Genomic DNA, 24225 nt, shown 5'->3' on the forward strand with positions numbered 1-24225 from the left:
GGTAGGCCCGACGAGCAGGCGGCGCCGGACGACCACAATGCTTCACGTCCGAGCAGTACCCACTATCGGCGGGGAGAACCCTTGACACGAGCCGACGATCCCGAGAGCACAGAGGTTCAGGGTAGCTCCGCGGAGCACACCTTGGGCACGGTGGGTGTGAGCAAACGCACTGTCGGGGCGGTGGAATCCCGGGCCGCGAACCGGCTGTGGTGGGACGCCGACGCCGACGACTACCACTCCGAGCACGGCGCGTTCCTCGGCGTGAGCGATTTCGTCTGGTGCCCCGAGCGACTGCGCGAGGAGCAGGCCGGGTTGCTCGGCGACGTGCGCGGCAAGCGGGTGCTGGAAGTCGGCTGCGGCGCGGCGTCCTGCTCGCGCTGGCTGGCCGACCAGGGCGCACTACCGGTCGGCCTGGACATCTCGGCCGGGATGCTGCGGCACGCCGCGGAGGGCGGGCGGCAGAGCGGCACCGACGTGCCGCTGGTCCAGGCCAGCGCGGACTGCTTGCCCTTCGCCACCGATTCGTTCGACCTGGCCTGCTCCGCGTTCGGCGGGGTGCCGTTCGTGGCCGACGTCGGCGCGGTGTTCCGCGAAGTCGCGCGGGTGGTTCGGCCGGGCGGCCGGTGGGTTTTCTCGGTGACGCACCCGATGCGCTGGATCTTCCCCGACGACCCGGGACCGACCGGGCTGACCGTCACCCAGTCCTACTTCGACCGCACGCCGTACCTGGAGATCGACGGCAACGGCCGCGCGACCTACGTCGAGCACCACCGCACGCTCGGTGACTACGTCCGCGCGCTGTCGGGCGCCGGACTGAACCTGGTCGACATGATCGAGCCGGAGTGGCCGGAAGGGCACACCGAGACCTGGGGCCAGTGGAGCCCGCTGCGTGGTCGCTACTTCCCCGGCACGGCGATCTTCGTCTGCACCCTCGACGGCTGACAGAACCGTCCCTGCGGCAATACCCGGGGACGGTTCTGCCGCTTCTCACCCGGAATACCCGGACAGCCGTCCGAAATGTCCGGCCATTCGTCGCCGCCGAACGACTCCCGGGCGCAATTTCCATTGAGTCTTTTTCATCCTGTCCGGCCCGTGACCGCGAAGCACAATGGAAATTGCGACATCCCAGACAGGGACCGCGGGGTCGGCATGCGATCTCGACCGCCCGGGGCGCACTTCGCGCTGAAGGTTCTCGCGAGTCCTGGTTCGATGTGCCGCGGACCACCCCTTCGCCGAGGAGCAGCCGTGGCGACTGCGCAAGAGCTACTGCAGACGCAGTGCGCCCGGTTCGCCGCACTGGATCCCCAGTTGCCGGACGGCTATCCGGTGCCACGAGGCGAGCCGCTGATGGCGCGAACCGCCAGCGGGGACGCGGTCGCCGGGATCATGGCGCGGACGTCGAACCTGCCCGGCTCGGTGCAGGGCCTGTGGCAGCCCGGTTCCGTCTTCGAACTGTTCCCGCTGATCGGCGAGCACTCCCGGGAAGGAATGGAAGCGCTGCTCGCGGCGTGGCAGGACTGGCTGGCCGCACAGGACGTCCCGGAACGCGATTCGTCGTGCTTGGTGACGTGGCCGAGCCGGGATGTTTTCGCCGCAAAAGCATTGCTGGACAGCGGTTTTACCCCTTTGTCCTGCCTTGCTGTGCGCCCTCCCACTCCGCCGTGCACATTTACGGAACTATCTGGTACCGTAACTATACGTCGCGCCGGACCGGCCGACTTGGACGCCGTCGTCGAACTCACCCTCCTCGAGCTCGAATACGCCGCCCTGGTCGGTTCCTCGACGTACCGCCCCGACGCCCCGCAGCTGAAGCGGACCGCTGCCCACGTGCGACTGCACTCCAGCGATCCGGTCTGGCTCGCGGAACGGGGTGGCACTCCGGTCGCGGTGGCCGAGTGCGGCTGGGTCGACGCTGACCTGCCGTCTGCCGGCCACCGGCTCCGACCCGGCACCTGGGCCTACGTCAACTGCGTGTCGGTTCGCGAGCAGGCCCGCGGAACCGGCGTCGGTCAGCAGTTGATGACCTCGGTGCACGAGGAGTTCGTGCGCGCCGGAGCCGTCGGCAGCTTCCTGTACTACAACCCGCCCAACCCGCTGTCCTCGGTGTTCTGGCCCCGACAGGGCTATCGACCGCTGTGGACCATGTGGGAGGTGCGCCCGGCCACCGCGTTGCGCGGGCCGGTGCACCAGCCGTGAGAGTCGAGGAGTCGGCTTGGAAATCGTCGCCACCGGCGTCGAGGTGAACGGAGCGCACGGACCCTTGCTGGTCCCCACCTCGCTGCGCGTGCGCAGCGGCCAAGCGCTGCTGGTGACTGGCGACCCGAACTCGGGACACACGGCGCTCGCGCTGGTGCTGTCCGGTCGGCTGCGCCCCAGCAAGGGCACCGTCCGCTTGGACGGCGCGCTCGACGCCGGCGCCCTGCGCAAGCAGGTCGCGGTCGTCGACGCGCCGGAGATAACCGAACCTGATGGCTCGATCGCAGTGCGCGACGTCATCGCCGAGGGCCTGGCGCTGGCCGGCAAGTGGTCCACCCGGCGCAAGGTCCGCGGATGGCTGTCGACGTGCGAGTGCAACGCAGATGAGCGCTTCGAGAACCTCCCCGCCTTCGAGCGCACCAAACTGCTGATCGAGCTGGCCTGCGAACGCCGCGACACGAAAGCACTGGTCCTGGACTGCCCGGACCGCCACGGCAGCGAGCCGCACGGCTGGTACGAGCTGGCCGTGCGCCAGGCCGAGCGTGGCCTGGCCGTGATCGCGCTCTGCTCCCCGCACTCGGCCGACAAGCTGGGCGTCACGCCAGCTCGCGTCGGCGCCGACAACCCCGAACTGTCCACATCGGATTTCACTGAAGGCCCTAGCGATGACTAGTCTCCGGCTCGCCACAACCGAGTTGCGCCGGCTCACCTCCGGCAAGCTGCCCAAGCTGGCGCTGCTGGCGGTCACCCTGGTACCGCTGCTGTACGGCGCCCTGTACATCTACGCGAACTGGGATCCCTACGGGAAGCTCGATTCGGTGCCCGCCGCCGTGGTCATCGACGACGCCGGCGCGGACCTCGAGGACGGCACCCGGCTCGACGCCGGGCAGGACGTGTACCAGGAGCTGATGGACTCCGACACGTTCAACTGGTCGCGCACCGACGAGCGCACCGCCCGGCAGGGCGTGTCCACCGGCGAGTACACCTTCGCCCTGGTGGTTCCGCGGGACTTCTCCGCGGCGCTGGCCTCCCCCAGCGACTTCGAGCCCCGTCAGGCCAAGCTGCAGCTGGTCACCAACGACGCGAACAACTACATCGCCGGCACCATCGCCGACAAGGTCGCCTCCGAGGTGAGCAAGGGCGTCGCCGCCAGCGCTGGCACCGAGGCGGCCAAGCAGTTCCTGCTCGGGTTCGCCACGGTGCACGACAAGACGCAGGAAGCGGCTGACGGCACCGGCCAGATCGCCGATGGCGCCGGGCAGCTCCACGACGGGCTCGGCGAGGCCCAGGAGGGCTCGGCGCAGTTGTCGGCCGGTGCCCACGAGCTGCTCGACGGCCAGCGCGAACTCGCCAACGGCGCGACGCAGCTCGCCGACGGCACTGGTGAGCTCCGCGACGGGGTGTCGCAGCTGAAGCAGCAGACCGCTCCGCTGCCGAGCCAGACCGCGAAGCTGGCCGACGGCGCCGAGCAGGTCGCCGCGGGCAACGAGCAGTTGGCCAGCAAGGCCGAATCGCTGGGCAGCGCGTCCCAGAACGTCGTGGACCACCTCGACGACGCCAAGAGCAGCATCGCCGACCAGCTGCGCAAGGCCGGGGTGGACGAGGACGTCATCGAGAAGGCGACCTCCGGGCTCGACGAGCTCAACAGCCCGATCATCGACGCCAACGGCAAGGTGCAGGGTCAGGTCGGGCAGCTGCGCAAGCTGGCCGACGGTTCCCGCCAGGTCGCCGACGGCAACCGCACGCTGGCCAACGCGGTGCCCGCCCTCACCGACGGCATCGACCAGCTCTCGACCGGCGCGAACAAGCTCGACGACGGCGCCAAGCAGCTGCGCGACGGCGAGCAGCAGGCTGTCACCGGGACCAAGAAGCTCACCGAGGGGGCCGACCAGCTGGCCGGCGGTGCCACCCAGCTGCGCGACGGGTCGGGCGAGCTCAAGGACGGCTCCACCACCCTGGCCACCGAGCTGGGCAACGGCGTCAACGACATCCCCAACCCGGACGAGCCGACCCGCGACGCCACCGCGGACACCATCGGCGACCCGGTCGCCATCGACACCATGGCCCAGGTCAAGGCCGACACCTACGGTGCCGGGCTGGCCCCCTACTTCATGGGTCTGGCGCTGTGGATCGGCGGCTTCGTGCTGTTCCTGCTGATGCGGCCGTTGTCCAGCCGCGCGCTGGCGGCCGGGGTCGCGCCGTGGCGCGTCGCGCTCGGCGGCTGGCTGCCCGCCGCGATCGTCGGCTTCGTGCAGGCGATCCTGCTGTACCTGGTCGTGGTCTACGCGGTGGGCGTCCAGCCGGCGAACCCGTGGCAGACAGTGGGCTTCCTGGTCCTGACCTCGTTCGCGTTCACCGCGATCGTCCACTCGCTCAACGCGGCGTTCGGGCCGAAGGGCAAGTTCATCGCGCTGGTCGTGCTGGTGCTGCAGCTGGTCACCGCGGGCGGCACGTTCCCGTGGCAGACCATTCCGGAACCGCTGCACCCGCTGCACCAGGTGCTCCCGCTGAGCTACGTGGTCACCGGCCTGCGCCACCTGATCTACGGCGGCGATATGGCGACGGTCGGCACCTCGGTGGCGGTACTGGCGAGCTACCTCGTCGCGGCACTGCTGCTGAGCACGATCGCGGCCTGGCGCCAGCAGGTGTGGACCCCGTCCCGCCTCAAGCCGGAGCTGTCGCTCTGATTGATGTCTGACGAACTCAACCGGCCCCGCTGCTCCCGTCGAGCAGCGGGGCCTCTTCTCGTGAAACCAAGGAGATTCGGGCGTCGAGTCGCTGCTCAGCGTCCGGCGGCGCTGCGTGGTCCCGTGCGCGGCGAACAGGACAAGGACGAACACCAGGCCCGTCGCAGCGGCTTTCTGCATGTCCGGGACGACGAGCGCGGTCGCCACGACGCCGAGCAATCCAGCGATGCCGAGCCATGCCGTGACCGAACCAGGACTGTTCCCGGGACGGGGCGGTGGGCTTGCTAGCCCGCCGCCCTGTCCTGTTTCGGCCAGGACACCGGGTCAGGCCGTTCGCCCCACTTGCGGCCGCCTGCGAGGTAGATCTGCCGGGTGCAGAGCCGGTCCCGCAGCGAGACCAGGACGCAGAACTCGTAGGCGATGCGCTCGACGCGCCCTTCCCGGTCCACGACCGCGGCCTGCCACTCCGGCGGCACGACGTCCTCCAGCGGGGCGTCGTCGTCGGGTTCGTAGAACCTCCCGCGGGCCCAGCAGGCGGTGTAGTCGCTGACCAGCTCGCCGAGCGCGGCCATGATCGGCCAGCTGTCGGCATCCCTGCTGCCGAACTCCAAGCTCTCCAGCAACAATCGGAACAACTGCTGGTAGCAGGCCGAATAGGTGCCACGCAGCACCGTTCGCTTGCGCTTGGTGGACGCGGCGGCGTGGGCTTCGATGTCGCGCATGAGCTGCTCGAGCAGCTGCTCACCGGCGACCGGGAACAGCGCAGCGCGCACGGTGTCGTCGGGGTGCTCGACAGCGGCTTGCACCAGTTTGAGCAGCAGCACGTCCCGCGCGGTGCCGGGCAGCAACACGTCGTCGGCCGCACCGCCGAGCCGGTGCTCCGCGCGGGCCCGGATCTGGTGGAGCAGGCCGACCAGGGCATGCCCGAGCAGGTCAGTGATCTCCGCGCGGCGCACCTCGCACAGCGCGCTCGCCAGCGTCACTCGGAATGGCCGCGACAGGGCCCGCAGCTCGAAGGGCTGCGAAACGGCCGCCCGGGCGCTCCACGCGGCGACCAGTTCCGGCGGGAAGTCCTCGAAGACATCGGCCGGAAGGTGCAGCTGGCGGAGTGCAGTCAACTTCTCGGTCTCGGCCAACAGGGTCCGCAGCCAGACCTGATCGGCCGAATCCGCTGCCAGATCGGTCGGCAGGCCCAGTGCCTGCAACGACATGATGTCGTCCAGTTCGCGGACCAACGAGCGCAGATCGATCGGGCGCACCTCGGGGCGCAGCTCCTCGAGCAGCCAGCCGCTTCCGACCGACTCCGCGAGCAAGGCTTCCAGCAGATCGGCCGCATCACCGAGCTGGTCCGCGACGCGCTGGCACAGCCCCAACTCGAAGTCCTGCAACGCGCGTTCCGCCGCGCAGCGGGCCTGGTCCCGTCCCGGGACCTGGACGCCTTTTCCCTGGCAGTACGTGATCAGCGCGGTGGCGAGCTGCTCGCGGCCGTGGCCCGGCCGGGCCGACTCCGAGGTCAGCCAAGCCAGCCACTGCCGCTCATCCCCCACGTCCACCGGACAGTCGAACGCCTCGACGAGCTCCCCCTCCATTGAGGGGAAGCCGTCACGGGTGAACTCCGAGGCGGTGAAGCCCACGTCCCTGGCCCCCGACAAGCTGCACGCACGTTCTCCGACGTGCCGCACGCTATCGGTGCGCCGCAAGACACGATCAGGCGATCAGGGCCATTCGAGTGATCAGACGCAGAGCTTGCGTGGTATATGCCGACCGCTTTGACGCCAGTTCCGGGAATGCCGCCCGTACGGGGCGATCCGCTACTCGACTGGCTCGTCGGCGCGGGCGACCTCGATCAGGTTGCCGTCCGGGTCGCGCAGGTACAGCGAGGTGATCGGCCCCTCGGAGCCGATGCGGCTGACCGGGCCCTCCTCGATGCGCACCTCGTTGGCGCGCAGGTGCTCCTGGACCTCGCTGAGCGCGTTGGTGGTCATGAAGCACAGGTTCGCCGAACCGGGCACGGGGTGCGTGGCGGTCGGCTCGACGAGTTCGCTGGCCGCGTGCAGCTTGATGGTCTGCCGGCCGAAGCTCACCGCCCGCCGCTCGCCCGGGAACGTCACCGGCGTCATGCCGAGGATCTGCTCGTAGAACTGCACTGCCCGATCGACATCGGCGACGGTGAGGACCAGGTGGTCCACTCTGTCGATGTTGATCATGCTCCTCCTCGTATCGGCGCGGAAGCGGTTCGGATGCCCCCACCGCGACCGGTCACGCGTACGGCAGGCTATCCGCATCGATCGATCGCAGGGGCGGGCGGGGGCACCGACGGTGATGTCCGCCATTCAAAGCGGCCCCACCGCCCGCGCGCCGAACAACGACGACTTCGTGACTGACCCGCAACCTCGTCGAGCCCCGCAACTTCAACGGAAATCGCGGGAGCCGTCCGCAACCTCCGGCATGTCGTGCGCCCGACACACCGAAGTTCCGCGATTTCAATGGAAATCAGACGTCCAACGTCCATTGAAATCGCATCCTGATCGGAGATCTCAGCCGCGAAGACCGAGGCCCCGCGAGGAAGAAGACGTCGCAAGCGCGCAGCGCTTCACCCACCCTCGCAACTCGCACCGCGGGTTCTCAGACGTTTCCTGGCGAGGACGGCCCTCCGCCGTGTATTGGACATACATCAGGAGGGGCACCCGCAGTCCAGGGAACGTCTGAGGTTCCGCCACACGCACCGCCACGCAAAACGAGCCCGAAACTGCGGTGAAATCGCGGGAAAATCGCGGGGAATCCTCAGTGGGCGGCGGTGTCCCAGGATCGGCCCGAACCGACCGAAACCTCGAGCGGGACCGAGAGTTCGTGGGCCGATCCCATCTGCTCGCGCAGCAGCTTCTCCACCTCGGCGTGCTCGCCGTCGGCGACCTCGACGATGAGTTCGTCGTGCACCTGCAGCAGCATTCGCGACCGCATGTCGCTGTTCCGCAACGCTCGGTGCACACCCAGCATGGCGACCTTGATGATGTCGGCCGCGCTGCCCTGGATCGGCGCGTTGAGCGCCATCCGCTCGGCCATCTCCCGGCGCTGCCGGTTGTCGCTGGTCAGGTCCGGCAGGTAGCGGCGGCGTCCGAGGATCGTCGAGGTGTAGCCGTCTTTGCGGGCCTGGTCGACGACCTCGCTCAGGTAGTCGCGAACCCGGCCGAAGCGCGCGAAGTAGGCGTCCCTCTGCTCCTTCGCCTCGTCGGCAGAGATGCGCAGCTGCTGCGCCAGGCCGTAGGCCGACAGCCCGTAGGCCAAGCCGTAGGACATCGCCTTGACCCTGCGGCGCAGCTCCTGGTCGACCTCCTCGATCGGCACCCCGAACGCCCGCGAGGCCACGTAGTTGTGCAGGTCCTCGCCGGAGCGGAACGCCTCGATGAGCCCCTCGTCGCCGGACAGGTGCGCCATGATGCGCATCTCGATCTGGCTGTAGTCGGCGGTCATCAGCTCCGCGTAGTCGCCTCCGACCACGAACACCTCGCGGATCCGCCGGCCTTCCTCGGTGCGGATCGGGATGTTCTGCAGGTTCGGCTCGGTGGAGGACAACCGGCCGGTGGCCGCGATGGTCTGGTTCAGCGTGGTGTGGATCCGGCCATCGTCCGAAATGGACTTCACCAGTCCGTCCACAGTGGTCTTCAACCGGGTGGCGTCGCGGTGCTCCAGCAGGTGCTGCAGGAACGGGTGCTCGGTCTTCTCGAACAGCGTCTGCAGCGCCTCGGCGTCGGTGGTGTAACCGGTCTTGGTGCGCTTGGTCTTCGGCATGCCCAGCTCGTCGAAGAGCACCACCTGCAGCTGCTTCGGCGAACCGAGGTTGATCTCCTTGCCGATCACGCCGTAGGCCTCCTGCGCGGCCTGCTTGACGCGCGCGGCGAAGTGCGCGCCCAGCTCGGCGAGCTGCTCGGCGTCGATCGCGATGCCCGCGCCCTCCAGCTCGCTGAGCACCACCAGCAGCGGCAGCTCCAGGTCGGTGAGCAGTGCGCGGCTGTCGATGCGGTCCAGCTCGACGTCGAGCGCGTCGGCCAGCTCGGCCACCGCGCGCGCCTTGATCAGCTCCGCCGAGGCCTCCTTCTCCTTGGCTTCGCTCTCGTCCTCGAGCAGCGACAGCTGGCCGTTCTCCTCGCCGGCCTCGGCGCGCAGCTCGCGCTGCAGGTAGCGGACGACCAGGTCGGGCAGTTCGAAGGAGCGCTGGCCGGGCCGCACCAAGTAGGCCGCGAGGGCGGTGTCGCTGGTCAGCCCGGACAGCGTCCAGCCCCGGTCGCGGATGGCGTGCAGCGGGCCCTTGACGTCGTGCGCCGCCTTCGCCGCCGACGGATCGGCCAGCCAGGCCACCAGCGCCTTCTCATCCTCAGCGGTCAGGGCGCTGACGTCGACGAACGCGGCCGAACCGTCCGCGGTGGCCAGGGCCAAGCCGGTCAGATCACCGCAGCCCCGCGCCCACTGCCCGGTGAACGCCAGGCCGACGCGGTTTCCGTTGCGGGCGTGCTCGTCCAACCAAGCGGGCAGCTGACCGGGCTGCACCACACCGCCGGAAACCTCGAAGCCCTCCTCGACCTCCGGCTCGGCGCTGGACAGCGTCGCGAACAGCCGGTCGCGCAGCACCCGGAACTCCAGGTCGTCGAACAGCCGGTGCACCGCGTCCCGGTCCCAGGCGCGCACCTCCAGCTCCGCTGGAGCCGCCTCCAGCTCCACATCGCGCACCAGCTCGGTCAGCTGCCGGTTGAGCAGCACCGACGACAGGTGGTCGCGCAGCGCCTGGCCCGCCTTGCCCTTGACCTCGTCCGCCCGGTCCACCAGCTCGGCCAGCGAGCCGAACTGCTGGATCCACTTGGTGACGGTCTTCTCCCCCACCCCGGGGATCTTCGGCAGGTTGTCCGAGGGGTCGCCGCGCAGCGCCGCGAAGTCCGGGTACTGCTGCGGGGTCAGGCCGTACTTGTCCTCCACCGCCTGCGGGGTGAAGCGGGTCAGCTCCGAGACACCCTTCGTCGGGTACAGCACCGTGACGTCCTCGGTGACCAGCTGCAGCGCGTCGCGGTCGCCAGTACAGATCGCGACCTTGAAGCCGCCGTCGGTGGCCTGCGTGGTCAGCGTCGCGATGACGTCGTCGGCCTCGTAGTTGTCCTTGCTCAGCACCGGGATGTTCAGCGCGCCGAGCACTTCCTGGATCAGGGCGACCTGGCCGCGGAACTCGTCGGGGCTCTTGCTGCGGTTGGCCTTGTACTCGGTGAACGCCTCGCTGCGGAAGGTCTTGCGCGAGACGTCGAAGGCCACCGCCAGGTGCGTGGGCTGCTCATCGCGCAGCAGGTTGATCAGCATCGAGGTGAACCCGTAGACCGCGTTGGTGTGCTGCCCGGTGCCGGTCTGGAAGTTCTCCTTGGGCAGGGCGTAGAAAGCGCGATAGGCCATCGAGTGGCCGTCGATGAGCAGCAGGCGTCGGTCCTCGGAATGCGTCACGGCGGCGAGTCTAGGCTGAGGCTCCGACAGCGCATGACCGGAGGCGACGGGAGGCACCTGGGGTGACCAAAGTCAACGGCGGTGAGCCGATGACCAGCGACAACGGACTTACGATCGAGCTACTCAAGGGCGCCGAGGAGCAGCTGACCGACAAGTTGGGGATCGAGTTCGACACGCTGGAACCCGATCGTGTGGTGGCCACCATGCCGGTCGCCGGCAACCGCCAGCCCTACGGCCTGCTGCACGGCGGCGCGAACGCGGTGCTGGCCGAGACGCTGGGCTCCATCGCCGCGGCGCTCAACGCCGGAGCGGGGCGCATCGCGGTCGGGCTGGAGCTGTCCTGCACCCACCACCGCGCGGTCACCGAGGGCAAGGTCACCGGGGTGGCCACACCGGTGCACCGGGGCCGCTCCACCGCGACCTACGAGATCACGATCGTCGACGACCAGGACCGCCGGACCTGCACCGCGCGCCTGACCTGCGTACTGCGCGACCAAGCACCCGGCAAGTGATGCACAGAGCCCGTGAGTCCTTCGGGTCGCCATGGCAACCCAAAGGACTCACGGGCTCTAACGCGTCAGGAGAGGTTCTCGAGAACCGCGTCGGCGACCGCCTTCATGGTGGTGCGGCGGTCCATGGCCGTGCGCTGCAGCCAGCGGAACGACTCCGGCTCGGAGAGGTTGTGCTTGCTCATCAGCAGGCCCTTGGCCCGCTCGATGGTCTTGCGCGCTTCGAGGCGGTCGTTGAGGTCGGCGACCTCGGCCTCCAGCGCCTGCACCTCGGTGAACCGGGACACCGCCAGCTCGATGGCCGGCACCAGGTCGCGCTTGGCGAACGGCTTGACCAGGTAGGCCATCGCCCCCGCATCACGCGCCCGCTCGACGAGGTCGCGCTGGCTGAAGGCGGTCAGTATGACCACCGGCGCGATCCGCTCACCGGCGATGTTCGAGGCCGCCTCGATGCCGTCCATCTTCGGCATCTTCACGTCCAGGATCACCAGATCGGGGCGCAGCTCCTCAGCGAGGCGAACGGCTTCCTGACCGTCCCCGGCCTCACCGACGACCTGGTAGCCCTCCTCGCGGAGCATCTCCACCAGGTCGAGCCTGATCAACGCCTCGTCCTCGGCCACGAGTACGCGACGTTCGACGGGCTTGGCCTCGCGTGTGTCCTCGGTAGCCGGCGTCGTCACCGGGGTCCTCCATAGAGCTCGGGTTTCCGCTGCGATCTGCACCGGAACCGCAGAATACCGGTCGCGACTTCACGCCGAGGTAAACACGTGACGTGACCATTGCGACATCAGCCCGTGCGCCGCCGCGCCACGCGCGGGCGCACGAACAGCAGGTAGATCAGCAGGATGGCAGCGAGGCTGATGAGGCTGAGGGTGAGCTGCGAGCGGACTTCCTCGATGGCCCCCATGGTGATGATCACAGCGGTGATCACCACCAGCGTGGCCCACGTCAAGTAGGGGAAGAACCACATCTTCAGCTTCAGCCGCTCCGGCGCCTCCTGCTCCAACCGCCGCCGCATCCGCAGCTGCGAGGCGGCGATCATCGCGTAGATGAACAGCGCGACCGCGCCAGCCGAGTTGATGATGAAGTAGAAGATCGTGTCCGGTGAGACGTAGCTGGCCGCGACCGCGACGTAACCGACCAATGTGGACAGCAGGATCGCCTTCCACGGCACCCCGCGCCGGTTGATGTCGCGCACCCAGCCCGGCGCGAATCCCCGCCGCTGCAGGGCGAAGAGCATCCGGGATGCGGTGTAGAGCCCGGAGTTGAGCACCGAGATCACCGCGGTGAACACCACCACGTTCACCACGGCTTCCGCACCGGGCAGGCCGAACCGGGAGAACGCCGCCGCGTACGGGCTGCCGTCGGTCGGGATCTCCCGCCACGGCGTGATCATCACCAGCAGCGCCACCGAACCGACGTAGAACAGCAGCACCCGCCACACCACGGCCTTGGTCGCCCTGGCCACCGAGCGCTCCGGCTCGTCGGATTCGGCGGAGACGATGGTGACGATCTCGGTGCCGAAGTAGGAGAAGATCACGATCACCACGCCGTGCAGCACGGCGAACCCGCCGTTGGCGACGAAGCCGTCGAGCGCGATGTTGCCCACCGAGAACTCCGCGCCCGGCCACAGCCCGAGCACGAAGATCGCGCCGCAGAGCAGGAAGATCACGATGGTGATGACCTTGATGGAAGCCAGCCAGAACTCGGTCTCGCCGAAGGAGCGCACCGAGTTCAGGTTCGTCGCGGTCAGCGCGAGCATCAGCACCAGCGACAGCACCCACTGCGGTATCACCGGCACCAGCGGGTTGATCAGCTCGGCGCCGACGACGGCCTCGAAGGCCACCACGCCGACCCAGTAGTACCAGTACAGCCAGCCGATGGTGAATCCCGCCCAGTCGCCCAGCGAGGTACGGGCGTACTCCATGAAGGAGCCGAGCGTCGGCGAGGCGGTGGCCATCTCGCCGAGCATCCGCATCACCAGCACGACGATTAGCCCGCCGATCCCGTAGGACAGCACGGCCGCGGGGCCGACGGTGGAGATAACCGCGCCGCTGCCGATGAACAGGCTGGCGCCGATGATGCCGCCGAGGGCGATCATCTGGAGATGTCGGTTCTTCAGGCTCCGCCGCAGTCCGGCGTCGTCGTGCTCGATCCCGGCTTCGTCGACCATCACAGCCCCCGTCCGACCGGCGACCCTCAGTTGAGCTGTGAACCTAACCCGCGATGATCACCGCCACCAGGGTCCCGAACCGGGAGGAATGGGACCAGGCGGACACAACGGGCGACCGGAGAGTGGTCGAACCATCACGGAGCGCATTACTCTGTGTTACCAATTTCATATATAACAGTTCGATCTCATCCAATTGAGTAGCTTGAACCGGCATGAAGACCCCGAATCTTCAACGCTCCGTAATCACAACAACTGCACTGGTGATCGGCATCGGATCCGCCGTCTGGGCCCCCGCAGCGATGGCATCCGGTTCCGCCGAGGACCAGGTCGTGACCCTGGTGAACAAGGCCCGGGCCGACGCGGGCTGCAGCGCCGTCAAGGTGGACTCCCGACTCACCAAGGCGGCCGCCGCCCACAGCGCCGACATGGCCAAGCGCTCCTACCTCGACCACACGACCCCGGACGGCGTGACCTTCGACAAGCGCATCAAGAAGGCCGGCAACCCCTCCCCCGGCGCGGAGAACATCGCGCAGGGCTACAAGACCGCCAACGAGGTCATGGACGGCTGGCTCAAGTCCGAGGGCCACAAGGCCAACATCGTCAACTGCTCCCTGAAGACCATCGGCGTCGCGGTCAGCAACACCGGCGACTACTGGACCCAGGACTTCGGCCGCTGACCCGGCCGCACCTTCCACCGAGGTCCGCCGAGGTCGTGAGTGCGCAACAGTGCCCGAACACCCCTGCGCACTCACGACCCCACCCCACACCCCTACGAACCGGTAGATCACCGATCCCGTAAGCTGTCCCCAACAAGCCCCCGTAGCCCAACGGCAGAGGCAGCGGACTCAAAATCCGTCCAGTGTGAGTTCGAATCTCACCGGGGGCACCAGCCTTGACCAGGCAAAACAACTGAAAATATGGATCATGATTTGGTCCGCTGGGTGCGGCCGTGGGTGCGAGTACACTCACGGCCATGAGTCTTGCCCGGACTGAGGGCCGTCAACGCGGCCGGATCGAAGAACGAGGGAAGACCCTCCGGGCCATCGTCTACGCAGGCACCGACCCCGTGACCGGCAAGCGGGTCTATCTCCGCGAGACCATCAACGGCACCGATAACGCAGCGCAGAAGCGCGCTGAGAAGGCACTGACCAAGCTGCTAGCCCAGGTCGACGGCCAGCGCTCCGCTCCGTCGTCGGTGAGCTTGTCGTACGCGCTCGCCGAGTGGATGCGCACGAGCGAGATCGAAGACAGCACCCGGCACACGTACGAGGGCTATATCAACCGCTCCATCACGCCCGCGCTCGGCGAGACCGCTGTAAACAAGATCTCAGCGCGCATGCTGGAGAGCTTCTATACCGAGCTGCGCCGCTGCCGAGCCCGCTGCGACGGCAAGCCGTTCGTCGAACGCCACAAGAAGAACGGCGATCACGACTGCAAGACCGAACGCTGCCGAGCACACGAGTGCAAGCCAATGGCCGCGTCGACGGTCCGTCAGATTCACGCGATCATCAGCGGCACGCTCGACGCCGCCGAACGCTGGGACTGGATCAGCTCAAACCCGGCCCGCGTCGCCCGCAAGCCCCGGCAAAAGCGCCCCGAGCCCGATCCACCCACCCCGGCCGAAGCTGCGCGCCTATCCGAAGAAGCGTTCCGCATGGACGAAGACTGGGGAACGCTCGTCTGGCTAGCCATGACCACCGGCATGCGCCGAGGCGAACTGGTCGGCCTCCGCTTCTCCCGAATCGACCTCGATGAAGAACTGATCGACCTCCGCCGAAACTGGGTCCGCGGCAAGGAAAAAGACACCAAGACCCACCAGAACCGCCGCATCGCCCTCGACTCCGAAACGGTGACCCTCCTACGCGAGCACAAGGCACGCGTCCACGACCGCGTGAAGACGTTGGGCCTGCGATTCACCGACGACCTGTTCGTCTTCAGCGGCACCAAAACCCCGGACCACTCCGAGCCCTACTCCCCCAACGCCGTAACCCAGCGCTACAAAGACATGGCCGACCGCCTCGGCATCAACACACACCTCCACGCCCTGCGCCATTACTCGGCGACCGAGCTCCTAACGGCTGGCGTCGATCTCCCCACCGTCTCCGGCCGCCTCGGCCACGGCGGGGGCGGCGCAACGACGTTGCGCGTCTACGCCGCCTGGGTCGCAGCGTCGGACCGGAAGGCAGCAGAGATCCTCGGCAGCCGCATGCCAAAACGCAGCCAAAGCTAAGGGAGGCGTCGCGCAGCTTCAGGCCAGCTCACCAAAGCACACAGAAGCCCTTGGGGATTCGGCATATAGAAACTGCTGACCGCCAGGCCCGGGCAGCAGGGTTTCGCTTGGCAGCGTGCTGATGGGTGGCCGCGTCGGTGCCAGCTGTGGTCGTCAGAACTGCCATCAGGGGCAGCTGATCCACTACTCCAGGTGATCAGTCGTAACTGTATAGTGACGTCTGTGATCGCCGCTCAGCCTGGAATCACCGCCCGATACAACATCAAAGAATCCGACGAAAATAGGAAGATCGTCAGCCGACAGCTAGCTAGACCTGTCATCGCCTTCACCGATGACGGCGAACCGTTGGTAATTGGCGATGCAAGCAAGTGCGAGAACAGAAAATTGATCCGTGCCGACGTGTACGACAACTACATCGGCATGACTTATAGCCCAGTTGTATTAGGGCCACTCGGCGTGAACCCCGCCCTACCAGGCGCCTCTTCAGATGAAGTCGAATCCCAGCCTTCGCAATGGCAAGAAACCTTTGAAGACGACAGCAATCACCAAGTTATAGTTAGCATGACCGAGTGGGAAGTTGCTGCAGTAGAGTTCGCCGCTCTACGAGCTTTGGAACTCGCTGGAAAACGCCAAATATCCAAGCAAAGACGCGCATGGCGCGGAGAACTCCAGGATGTTCCCGCTTGGGAATTTCACACAAGGCTTCCGATCGACAACGAGGAAAAGGCACTCGACGGGGCATTCGAATTGCTGAGAACCTGCCTGCCTGGACGAGAAGATGTCTACGCCGTAATCGAAAGGTATGTTCGTGAACGGTTGACGACTAGAAAACTTCACGATGTACGCCGGCTACTCACTATGCTGGCAGAGTCTGGGTGCCTAGCAAGACTTAGGTGAATTCCATAGCGATCCACCCTGAGAAGCCTGGAGGGAATTTACATGGGGAAAAAGCGGACAAGTGACAGAATTGAGAAAGAAAGCGAGAGTGAACTAACAGCAAAGGCCCTCCTCGAACGAGAATTACTCTTGGACCTCAATAAGGTCGAGCCGAAATTCGAGCAGCAACGCCACAGTCCCGACTACCGCTCAGCAGACGGTTCATACGCAGTCGAGGTTAAGGAAATTGCTAGCCAGCACTATCGACAGCTGGCCAATATCCAAATTGATCCATCCTATGATTCATCTCTGCTGAGCGGCCGTTGGCACATTATAATCATGATGCCGACAAACTCGACAGTGATGGAGCCCACGCCCGACTTTCCTCCAGACAATCCAGAGCTAGATAATCTCGCGAGGATCCAGTTCGGCAGAGGAATTGTTCCGAAACGCCAACGAGAAGTTGAGTGGCAGGCCGATCACCCATGGACCAAAAAGGAGCCAGCGCGACCACGTCTCAAGAATTTGGCGCGCGAACTAGAGCGACATTTGGCCATTTTGGAAAAATACAACACCCATAGCACCCGAGCGGTTTGGCCTGCAGATCCGGAGGCTGCCCAGGCGTTTCATTATGTAAACGCAAGAACAAACAGTTCCCTCTGCATTCGCCACGAATTAGTTGACGGCGAAAAGGCTGGTATTGATATTTCCTATGCGGCTGGATATACCCGAACCGGCAGCGCGGACACACTAGTCGAACGTATTAAGCTTTGGCTTGCTCACGAAGAGTACGGCAAGAATGTCCGCGATTCTCTTGCTGGAGAATCCAACGCACAGAAACACGCCGTCCTCGTTTTCGACCGGGAGACCGAACCAGAGTACCAGTCAGCAACTGAGCATGGCGCCAACTTTTGCCCGAGCCGAACGATCGAACTGCCAGAAGAAATTGACGTGCTCTGGTTTATTATTGGACCCATAGCCTGTCGTTACAGCACACAAGATGGTTGGCGCTCCATGGAAATGCCATAACCTTGACGTATGACTAAAGACTTAAACCCCTGTAGACCGCGCTCTCCGCCTTCGTTGCGGTGGTAGCGGCCGGTCGCCCGATGAGGCCGGTACGGGCTGCCGCCAGCAGAGCGCGACAAAGGCGGCCTCGGAGTGTAGTCGTGGGGTCGTCGCTGGTGCTAGTCAGCGGTATTGCGTCGTTCTTGGGGCCGAGCCCAAACGTCGCCCAGTAGGTCCGGTGGTGGCCACGGCGAGCGTCACTGACCGCTTTGCCGCTCGTCCAAAGCTGGGACATCGTCTGCTGCTTTGGTTGATTTGCGGCCGTAGGCTGCGTGGTGTGAGTAATGAGCGCGGAGCATGGAAGACCTACGGGGAGCGGCTTGTCTATGACAATCGCTGGGTGCGGCTAGGACTCGCCGACGTGGAGGCGCCGAACGGTGAGCGGTGGGAGTACCACGTCGTGCACCTTGCCCGGATCGCCATTGCGTTGATTGTGGACGATCAGGACCGGGCGCTGATGTTGTGGCGGTATCGGTTCCCCACTGAGCAGTGGGGGTACGAGCTGTTGGGCGGCATGGTCGACGATGGCGACGACTCCGCGAGCACAGCTGCCCGCGAGGCGGCTGAGGAAAGCGGCTGGGAGCCGACCGGTGAGGCCGAGCACCTGGTGAGCTTCGAGCCGCTGCCCGGCCAGGTCACGGCGCCTGTGGACGTGTACCTGTGGCGCGGCGCCAAGCACATCGGCGAGCCGACCGACACCGAGGAAGTTGGGCGCGTCGAGTGGGTGCCGCTGTCGCGGGTCACCGAACTGGCGCAGCGACAAGAGCTGCTTGGTTCGGGGACATTGGTGGCGTTGCTGTACTACCTGACGTCACGCGGCGCCGTTAGCGCCGGGTAGAACGAGACTGTCGAGGCGTCGCAGCTGCCGGTCAGACTTGATCTGGGATGCCAGTCGCCGCGCTTGCCTGGAGTGGTCAAGCGCGGCGTCGCGGTCGCCAGCGGCGGCGAACGCGAATGCGAGATCGACAAGCAATCCCGTTCTAGCTCGGACGAACGCAGCAGGCAGGCGCGGCAAGGCGTCTGCGAGCTGGTCGATTGCCTCCGGTTCACCGAGCTTGCTCAGGGCATTACCCCGCCACCGGTCAAGGTGCGAGTCGCCCAGGAACAGAAACGGCAGAGCGGCGTCGGCTGGATCGGCTGGCAACAAGGCGTCCGCCGCGTCGAAGGCGCGCAACGCCCCTTCTCTCTGACCTGCCGAGGCAAGGCCCTCGCCGTGTGCTGCGGCCAACCACGCACGAAGTAGCGGCGGTGCGGCCTGCTCGGCGAGCTCGCGGGCGTGAGCGAGTTGCTCGACGGCGGCGGCGCTTTCGCCAATGTCGATCAGGACGAAAGCTTGCTCTGCTGTGGCATGCGCCAGCAAGGCTGGCGACATCGCTTCACGCGCTGCCGCCTTCGCGCGCTCGTAGTGCTCCCATGCCTGGCCGATCGCATTGCGGTCGAGTGCCTCCCAACCGGCCAATGTAGACGCCTCTGTAAGAGCGCCCGCGAGACTTTCCCGTTGCCTGCTCACAGTGTTGTAGCCGAGCAAGCCCTCAACCTGCTGGACGGTACTGCGAAGCTGGTCGAGCAGGGTGATTCCGCCGAAGCGGCGGTCGACGTGCCGAGCATCGTTGATCTGCCGCCGGAATATGGCGACCATCTCGGCGTCAACGTGTCGCGCCAGTTCCAACCGCGAGCGGAGCTCGGCGGCATCGCCGTCGTCTGGCTCCGGCGGGAAGCCAAGCTCTGCGTCGGTACGGCCGTAGACCTCGCGGAAGAGTCGCCGGTACGGCTGGCTCACAGCTTCGTGGCCGTTTTCCCAGCGCGAGAGCTTCGTTTTCAGACTTGCGGCAGTCATCACCGGGATATCGAGTGCTTCCGCACGTCGAAGCAGCATCCGAATGACGTTGTCCGCGGAGTAACCGAGCTGCTTGCGCACCACCTGAAGTCGCTTCTCCGTCATCAGCGCCCCCGTGTCGGATAACAGCCTTGACCTGCAAAGTTAATTCCGGTTAATGGGCTCGCGGTTAACCCGCGTCATCTGCAAAAACGCGCTCGAATGCCGTTTCTTAGTGGCATGCGCAGCACAGCAGTGACCACCCACCTGGTGCGGCCGACCGGCCGTAAGTCGGGCCGGTCATTCGGCCGGCCCGCCGTCACGATCAGTCCCGCTACCGAGCCGGGCGTTCATATCGTCGAGCTGGCGCGTGATTTCGCGAAGGTGACGCTCGATCGCCGCCAACCTGGTGGGCACGTCATCTTCTGTGGACACGGGCTCGCCGACCGCTGGCGGCCTGCGACCTTCCAGGACTGCCAACAGGTGTTCTGGGTGCCAGCCGAGCGCCAGCGACAGCGCTTCCAAGGTTCGCGCGCTTCGGCGGCGCTGCACGGTGTTGCGTTGCAACTCGCGCACCGTCGCTTGCGATACATGCGAGCGCTTCGCCAATTCACGTTGGCGCATGCCCAACTCGCTCGTGCGCTGATCGATCGCACGAGCGACCGCAGCCCAGTCCTCCGTCACGTATTCCTCCGCGCTCCGCCTCAGCGCCGAGATTAGCGCGCTAACTCGATTCCGTGAGGCCACCCCAATGCATTAACGCCGCGTTTCGGCCCTCGCGCGCCATAAAGCGCTAAAACTAGCTCCTATTCGCGCTGAAACAAGCTCTTCCGTTTCCAATCAAAGGACATCTGACATGAACAGCAATGCCGAAAACGTCGCGCAGCCGACGTTCTACACGGTTCGGGAAGCCGCCCGAATCATGCGATGCAATCCCTCGACCTTGTACCGAGCGATCCGAGAAGACGCCTTCCCCGCAGTGCGAGTCCGTACGCGCTACGTCGTCCCGGCGTCCGCCGTCGACAAGCTGGCTGCCGATGCCAGCGAGTCGGGCGGCTGCGTTGACGTCGCCCGGATGGCGGCCGAGCGCCGTACTGCCAACGAGGTTGCCCGGTTGACGGGAGGTGCGCTTTGAACCGCGCAGACGCCAACTTCACCGTCCACAAGGCCGCGTGGATTCTCGGCGTTGATCCGTCGACGATCTCTCGTGCGATCCGGCTCGGGACGCTGCGCACCGTGCAGCGGAACGGCCGCCGCGTGATCCCTGCCAGCGAGGTGGTTCGTCTGCTGGGCGAGCCGACCAACAGCGAGACGCAGGACGGGGGCCGGCAGTGATGACCCCGTACAACGACGTCAATCTGATCGGTATCGCCTGGCGGCTGGATCGCGTGCGTTGGGTGCCAAGCGCGGTGCTGGCCGACGTAGTGCTCCGGGATGGCCTCTGCATGGCAGGAATCCCGGAGGACGAGCCTGCCTGGGCTGACGAGTCGATGACTGATCGCGAGTTGGCAGCGCGACTGTGCGCGGGCTGCCAGGTCCAAGACGAATGCCTCGAACTGGATCTCCGCACCGCCGGGGAGAGCACCGTCGGCGTGTGGGGTGCTCTGCCCGAGGACGAGCGGCGCGCGCTGTACCCGCACTGGCTTCAGCGCGGGGAGCGGGCCGAAGGGGGTGGCGCGCGATGATGCTGCAACTGACCCCCGTCGAAATCCTGGCCGCGCTCGGTGGCCTGATTGCCCTGGTCATGACGTGGCGGGCAAGTGCGCGTGCCACGCGGAAGGCCGGCGAAGCTGCTCGGGCGAGTGTCCGGCTGGTCTCGCTGGCTGGGCGGGTCGTGGTCACGGCTGCGGCGATCGTGGGTGTGCAGTGGATCGTGATCACGCACCCCGGCAACACGACGCTGCTACTCGCCGTCCTCGGGGTTCCGGCGTTGTTCGCCTCGTACACGCTGACCAAGGCATTGACCGTGACCACAATGGACGTGCCGCAGCAGAAGAAAGGGCGGCGGCAATGAGCGTTCCAACGGCGGCTCGGGGTGGGCAGCGACTGCCGCCCACCTCTGCTGAGGCCAAAGCAGTGGAGCAGGTTCGTCAGCAGGTGGACCGGCTGTGCTGGACCGGGATTCTGCTCGGGCTGGCGTTCACCATGACCAACGTTCAGAGCTTCGCCGCGAACGGCGCAGCTGCCTGGTCCTTGCCATGGCTGGCGGCATGGCTGCTCGATCCGATGGTGTCGCTGGTACTCCTAGCGATCCTGCGGGCCGAGCAGGTCACCGCCCGATACTGCATCCACACCGGCGGATGGGTGCGTGGCGCGAAGTGGTTCACGCTCGCAGCCACGTACGTGATGAACACCTGGGAGGCATACGCAGCCGGATCGGCCGACATGGTGGTGCTGCATTCCGTTCCACCGCTGGTCGTGTTCGTCGCCGCTGAGGCCGTGACCGACCTTCGCGACAAGCTCGGTGCAGCTGTCCGGGCAGCGTTCACGGACACCGGGGCTACCCGCTCGGCAACGGACGCCGAGCAGACACCCGAACCCACTCGCGACCGGGCGCCGGAAACGAAGCGGCGGACGTCCTTCGACGAGTACCTGAACCGAGCGCGGAAAGCGTGGAACGCGGACGTGACCGTGACGCCTGCCTGGATTCGGGAGGTCACCGGCTGCTCACGTGGTCTGTCGTCCCGGCTGGCCGCTTCGCTGTCGGCGGAGGTGAGCGGCGATGAGCAGTGAGACGCTTCCCGCTACCGCGCAGTCGCGCGAGGTTGAGCGGCACATCTTCGACGCGGAATTGATCGACGATGACCTGCCGACCGAGCCGCAGCCGACCCGTTGGCGTCGGTTCATGAACTGGTGGCAGCGTTCACCGCGCGTACCCGCCGCGCTGAAGTCCCAGCAGGCAGCAAAGCACGCGGCCATGGACGCCCTAGCGTTCATGCTGCGGTCGCCGTGGCGGTTCCTGTCCTCGGTCGGCAGGGGCGCAGCAACGGCCGTCCAGGGCTGGCGTCGGTGGGTGCGCGTTCACGACTACCGAGACGCCGCCGAACAGTCCGAGAAACTCGCGGACAAGTTCACCGAGATTCGTGCGCTGACGCTGTTCCGTTGGCGGGTGACCGGTGTCGTCGCGCTGGGCGCTGCCGCAGCGGTCACCGTGGCCTATGTCGTGTACGGCGGACCAGCGTTGTGGGCCGCAGCCGGCATCGGCTCGGTGACGCTGGCCGTGTTCGGACGCCGCAAGGACGGTGCCCCGGGACGCAAACCGGTGCTGGCCGGGCCGCGGTCGCTCACTTGGACCATGGATCCGCAGGTGCTGGTCGATGCGTTCCGGGACGCCAAGCTGATCGGCAAGGACGAATCGCTGCGCCTGGTCGAGCGCGCCACGCACGACGGTGCTGGTTGGGCCGTCACGGTCGACCTGCCTGCCACCCGTAAGGCGGCCGACGTCGTCAAGCACCGGGAGGCGCTCGCGTCGGCGCTGGCGGTTGACGAGTTGCAGCTGATCGTCGAGCGGGTGCGTGGCCGGCGTGGGCATGCCGGGCGGGTGTTCCTGTGGGTTGCCGACGACGATCCGCACTCCGGGCCGCCGCTGCGGTTCCCGCTGCTGGATGTGGAGTTCTGGGATGCCTGGCGGTCGATCCCGTTCGGCCGGGACGCGCGTAACCGCCGGATTGATCTGCCAGTGGTGTGGACGTCGCTGATCGTCGGCGCGATCCCGCGGCAGGGCAAGACGTGCGCCACCCGGCTACCCGCGGCTGGGCTGATCCTTGATCCGTACACGCAGCTGTATGTCTTCGACGGCAAGGGCGGAAAGGACTGGCAGGCAGCCGAAGCCGTCGCACACCGCTACGTCTGCGGTGACGAGCAGGACCACGCCGAGTCGGTTCGGGACTATTTGGTGGAACTGGTCGCCGAGGTGCAAGCACGGTTCTCCCGGATGTCCACACTGGATGACGAGATCTGCCCAGAATCCAAGATCACCCCGGACATCTCCCGAGACCGTGACCTCGGCATGCCAATCACGGCCGTGATCATCGACGAGGTCCAGGTCTACCTCGAGAACCCGACAAAGCTGGAAATCGAGGGGAAGAAAACCACACTCGGCACCTACCTCGCAGACCTACTGACCTACCTCGCCCGCAAGGGACCCGCGGTCGGCATCGTGGTCATCCTCGCCACCCAGCGCCCAGACTCGAACACGATCCCATCGCGACTGCGAGCTGTGCTCGGTTCACGCTTCGCGCTGCGGGTGATGGACTGGCGCGACTCCAACATCGTGCTAGGCGAACAGATGAACACCCGCGGCTTCGACGCCTCCACACTGCTGCCCAGCCACAAAGGCGTCGGCATCCTCCGGCCGGACGGCGACACCGACACAGGAGCCGACACACTCGCGGTCAACGTGCGGACCTTCTACATGCACAACGCCGAATGGCGAGCCATCTGCGAGCAAGGCCGCGCACTCCGGGACGCGGCCGGAACGCTGACCGGACACGCAGCTGGCGACGACAGCCCACGGGCAATCGATCAGGCGGCCGTCGTGAAGGCGCTCGGCACCGGCGCCGAGACAGGAGCGCCAGTCGAGCTGCCGGAACCGCTCTCATCGGTCGTCGAATACATCGGCAAAGATCTGGACCAACGCGATTTCGTGCCCACCGCCGAACTGACGAACGCTCTCGAAGCCGAGCCGACCATGTTCGGTCGGCAGATGGGCGAGCTCGGATGTCAGCCACGCCGGGGAAGGACAACGACAGAAGAGGGCACCGTCCGCCAGGTGCGCGGCTATTACACGGCTGACCTTCGGGCCGCTATCGGCGAGTGCCGCGCCCAGGCTTCCGGTGGTCTGGATGTCGATGAGTAGGCGTCACAAGACCGATCGGCACCCGTCACTGGAAGCCACCAGACCCGTCAACTTGTCACGGCCGACGTGACACCTTGCTGCGGCCGTTGACCAGGAAGAACACATGAATAGGACGGGTGGGACAGGTATCCGGCTACCTGTCCCACCCGTCCTATTCATGCCGTCTCAAGGCCCTTGACGGGGCCTCCTCGCCGAACGGCCAGACTGGCACGGTCCCGCCAATGACGGTGGCATCTCACTGAGCCTTTCCGGGTAAGCATCCGTGGCTCTGGGTAGTCGTCGTTGCTGTGGCTGGCGCGGGTGACGATGACACGCCGAAGTCGTTGTGGTGCAA

General features: G+C 66.4%; 23 protein-coding genes and 1 tRNA gene. 17 read left to right on the forward strand and 7 right to left on the reverse strand.

The annotated features are described in order from the left end of the window. Positions 1 to 81: 81 nt before the first annotated feature. From ACWCO2_RS28715 to ACWCO2_RS28730, 4 genes are all read left to right on the forward strand, one after another. Positions 82 to 942 carry a class I SAM-dependent methyltransferase gene (locus tag ACWCO2_RS28715; protein ID WP_450130901.1) on the forward strand — a complete coding sequence of 287 codons (861 nt, stop codon included), beginning with the start codon at positions 82 to 84 and terminating at the stop codon, positions 940 to 942. Positions 943 to 1245: 303 nt separating this feature from the next. Next, positions 1246 to 2196 (forward strand): N-acetyltransferase family protein, encoded by a 951-nt coding sequence (locus tag ACWCO2_RS28720; RefSeq protein WP_450130902.1) that lies wholly within the window; start codon positions 1246 to 1248, stop codon positions 2194 to 2196. A gap of 16 nt (positions 2197 to 2212) precedes the next feature. After that, positions 2213 to 2869, forward strand: coding sequence for a hypothetical protein (locus ACWCO2_RS28725; protein WP_450130903.1), 657 nt, complete (start codon positions 2213 to 2215; stop codon positions 2867 to 2869). Next, positions 2862 to 4883 carry a YhgE/Pip family protein gene (locus tag ACWCO2_RS28730; RefSeq protein WP_450130904.1) on the forward strand — a complete coding sequence of 674 codons (2022 nt, stop codon included), beginning with the start codon at positions 2862 to 2864 and terminating at the stop codon, positions 4881 to 4883. The genes ACWCO2_RS28725 and ACWCO2_RS28730 overlap by 8 nt, the downstream gene beginning before the upstream one ends. Before the next feature lie 284 nt (positions 4884 to 5167). Here ACWCO2_RS28730 and ACWCO2_RS28735 read toward each other — a convergent pair whose 3' ends face one another. From ACWCO2_RS28735 to polA, 3 genes are all read right to left on the reverse strand, one after another. Then, entirely contained in the window at positions 5168 to 6535 is a 1368-nt protein-coding gene (locus ACWCO2_RS28735; RefSeq protein WP_450130905.1) for a hypothetical protein, read from the reverse strand. 159 nt (positions 6536 to 6694) lie between these two features. Then, positions 6695 to 7090, reverse strand: coding sequence for a VOC family protein (locus ACWCO2_RS28740; protein ID WP_450130906.1), 396 nt, complete (start codon positions 7088 to 7090; stop codon positions 6695 to 6697). 577 nt (positions 7091 to 7667) lie between these two features. After that, positions 7668 to 10361, reverse strand: a complete 2694-nt coding sequence (gene polA / locus ACWCO2_RS28745; RefSeq protein ID WP_450130907.1) for a DNA polymerase I — start codon at positions 10359 to 10361, stop codon at positions 7668 to 7670. Between the two features lie 89 nt (positions 10362 to 10450). Here polA and ACWCO2_RS28750 point away from each other — a divergent pair, with 89 nt between their 5' ends. Continuing rightward, a complete protein-coding gene (locus ACWCO2_RS28750) occupies positions 10451 to 10873 on the forward strand; it encodes a hotdog fold thioesterase (protein WP_450130926.1) in 423 nt (140 codons plus the stop codon). 65 nt (positions 10874 to 10938) lie between these two features. Here the strand turns inward: ACWCO2_RS28750 and ACWCO2_RS28755 are convergent, their stop codons facing one another. Then, on the reverse strand, positions 10939 to 11550 hold the full coding sequence (locus ACWCO2_RS28755; protein ID WP_450130908.1) for an ANTAR domain-containing response regulator: 612 nt from the start codon (positions 11548 to 11550) through the stop codon (positions 10939 to 10941). 107 nt (positions 11551 to 11657) lie between these two features. Beyond that, on the reverse strand, positions 11658 to 13043 hold the full coding sequence (locus ACWCO2_RS28760) for an amino acid permease (RefSeq protein ID WP_450130909.1): 1386 nt from the start codon (positions 13041 to 13043) through the stop codon (positions 11658 to 11660). 260 nt (positions 13044 to 13303) lie between these two features. On the opposite strand from ACWCO2_RS28760, the gene ACWCO2_RS28765 reads away from it, so the two are divergent. The 6 genes from ACWCO2_RS28765 (at position 13304) to ACWCO2_RS28790 (ending at position 18055) form a co-directional block, all read left to right on the forward strand. Next, the gene (locus ACWCO2_RS28765; protein WP_450130910.1) at positions 13304 to 13720 is read left to right on the forward strand and encodes a CAP domain-containing protein; all 417 of its coding nucleotides are present in this window, start codon (positions 13304 to 13306) and stop codon (positions 13718 to 13720) included. A gap of 136 nt (positions 13721 to 13856) precedes the next feature. Then, positions 13857 to 13932: transfer RNA gene (locus ACWCO2_RS28770), tRNA-Leu, on the forward strand. Between the two features lie 84 nt (positions 13933 to 14016). Beyond that, positions 14017 to 15273, forward strand: a complete 1257-nt coding sequence (locus ACWCO2_RS28775) for a site-specific integrase (RefSeq protein ID WP_450130911.1) — start codon at positions 14017 to 14019, stop codon at positions 15271 to 15273. Between the two features lie 222 nt (positions 15274 to 15495). Further along, positions 15496 to 16170: a hypothetical protein gene (locus ACWCO2_RS28780; RefSeq protein ID WP_450130912.1), complete on the forward strand. Its 675-nt coding sequence runs from the start codon at positions 15496 to 15498 to the stop codon at positions 16168 to 16170. 42 nt (positions 16171 to 16212) lie between these two features. After that, positions 16213 to 17178, forward strand: coding sequence for a hypothetical protein (locus tag ACWCO2_RS28785; protein WP_450130913.1), 966 nt, complete (start codon positions 16213 to 16215; stop codon positions 17176 to 17178). Between the two features lie 316 nt (positions 17179 to 17494). Continuing rightward, positions 17495 to 18055, forward strand: coding sequence for an NUDIX hydrolase (locus ACWCO2_RS28790; protein ID WP_450130914.1), 561 nt, complete (start codon positions 17495 to 17497; stop codon positions 18053 to 18055). On the opposite strand, the gene ACWCO2_RS28795 is transcribed toward ACWCO2_RS28790, so the two are convergent. Continuing rightward, entirely contained in the window at positions 18029 to 19159 is a 1131-nt protein-coding gene (locus ACWCO2_RS28795; RefSeq protein ID WP_450130915.1) for a tetratricopeptide repeat protein, read from the reverse strand. The genes ACWCO2_RS28790 and ACWCO2_RS28795 overlap by 27 nt on opposite strands. A 174-nt stretch (positions 19160 to 19333) precedes the next feature. Beyond that, positions 19334 to 19717 carry a helix-turn-helix domain-containing protein gene (locus ACWCO2_RS28800; RefSeq protein WP_450130916.1) on the reverse strand — a complete coding sequence of 128 codons (384 nt, stop codon included), beginning with the start codon at positions 19715 to 19717 and terminating at the stop codon, positions 19334 to 19336. A 172-nt stretch (positions 19718 to 19889) separates the two neighbouring features. Here ACWCO2_RS28800 and ACWCO2_RS28805 point away from each other — a divergent pair, with 172 nt between their 5' ends. From ACWCO2_RS28805 to ACWCO2_RS28830, 6 genes are read left to right on the forward strand one after another with little or no spacing between them, the layout of a single operon-like run. After that, positions 19890 to 20168, forward strand: a complete 279-nt coding sequence (locus tag ACWCO2_RS28805) for a helix-turn-helix domain-containing protein (protein ID WP_450130917.1) — start codon at positions 19890 to 19892, stop codon at positions 20166 to 20168. Next, positions 20165 to 20368: a helix-turn-helix domain-containing protein gene (locus tag ACWCO2_RS28810; RefSeq protein ID WP_450130918.1), complete on the forward strand. Its 204-nt coding sequence runs from the start codon at positions 20165 to 20167 to the stop codon at positions 20366 to 20368. Before ACWCO2_RS28805 ends, ACWCO2_RS28810 begins: the two co-directional genes overlap by 4 nt. Beyond that, positions 20368 to 20718, forward strand: a complete 351-nt coding sequence (locus ACWCO2_RS28815; RefSeq protein ID WP_450130919.1) for a WhiB family transcriptional regulator — start codon at positions 20368 to 20370, stop codon at positions 20716 to 20718. The genes ACWCO2_RS28810 and ACWCO2_RS28815 overlap by 1 nt, the downstream gene beginning before the upstream one ends. Then, a complete protein-coding gene (locus tag ACWCO2_RS28820; RefSeq protein ID WP_450130920.1) occupies positions 20715 to 21047 on the forward strand; it encodes a hypothetical protein in 333 nt (110 codons plus the stop codon). The genes ACWCO2_RS28815 and ACWCO2_RS28820 overlap by 4 nt, the downstream gene beginning before the upstream one ends. Next, positions 21044 to 21766, forward strand: coding sequence for a hypothetical protein (locus ACWCO2_RS28825; protein WP_450130921.1), 723 nt, complete (start codon positions 21044 to 21046; stop codon positions 21764 to 21766). Before ACWCO2_RS28820 ends, ACWCO2_RS28825 begins: the two co-directional genes overlap by 4 nt. Then, positions 21756 to 23891 (forward strand): cell division protein FtsK, encoded by a 2136-nt coding sequence (locus tag ACWCO2_RS28830; protein ID WP_450130922.1) that lies wholly within the window; start codon positions 21756 to 21758, stop codon positions 23889 to 23891. The genes ACWCO2_RS28825 and ACWCO2_RS28830 overlap by 11 nt, the downstream gene beginning before the upstream one ends. Positions 23892 to 24225: the final 334 nt, after the last annotated feature.

The organism is Saccharopolyspora sp. NPDC002376, assembly GCF_053593195.1.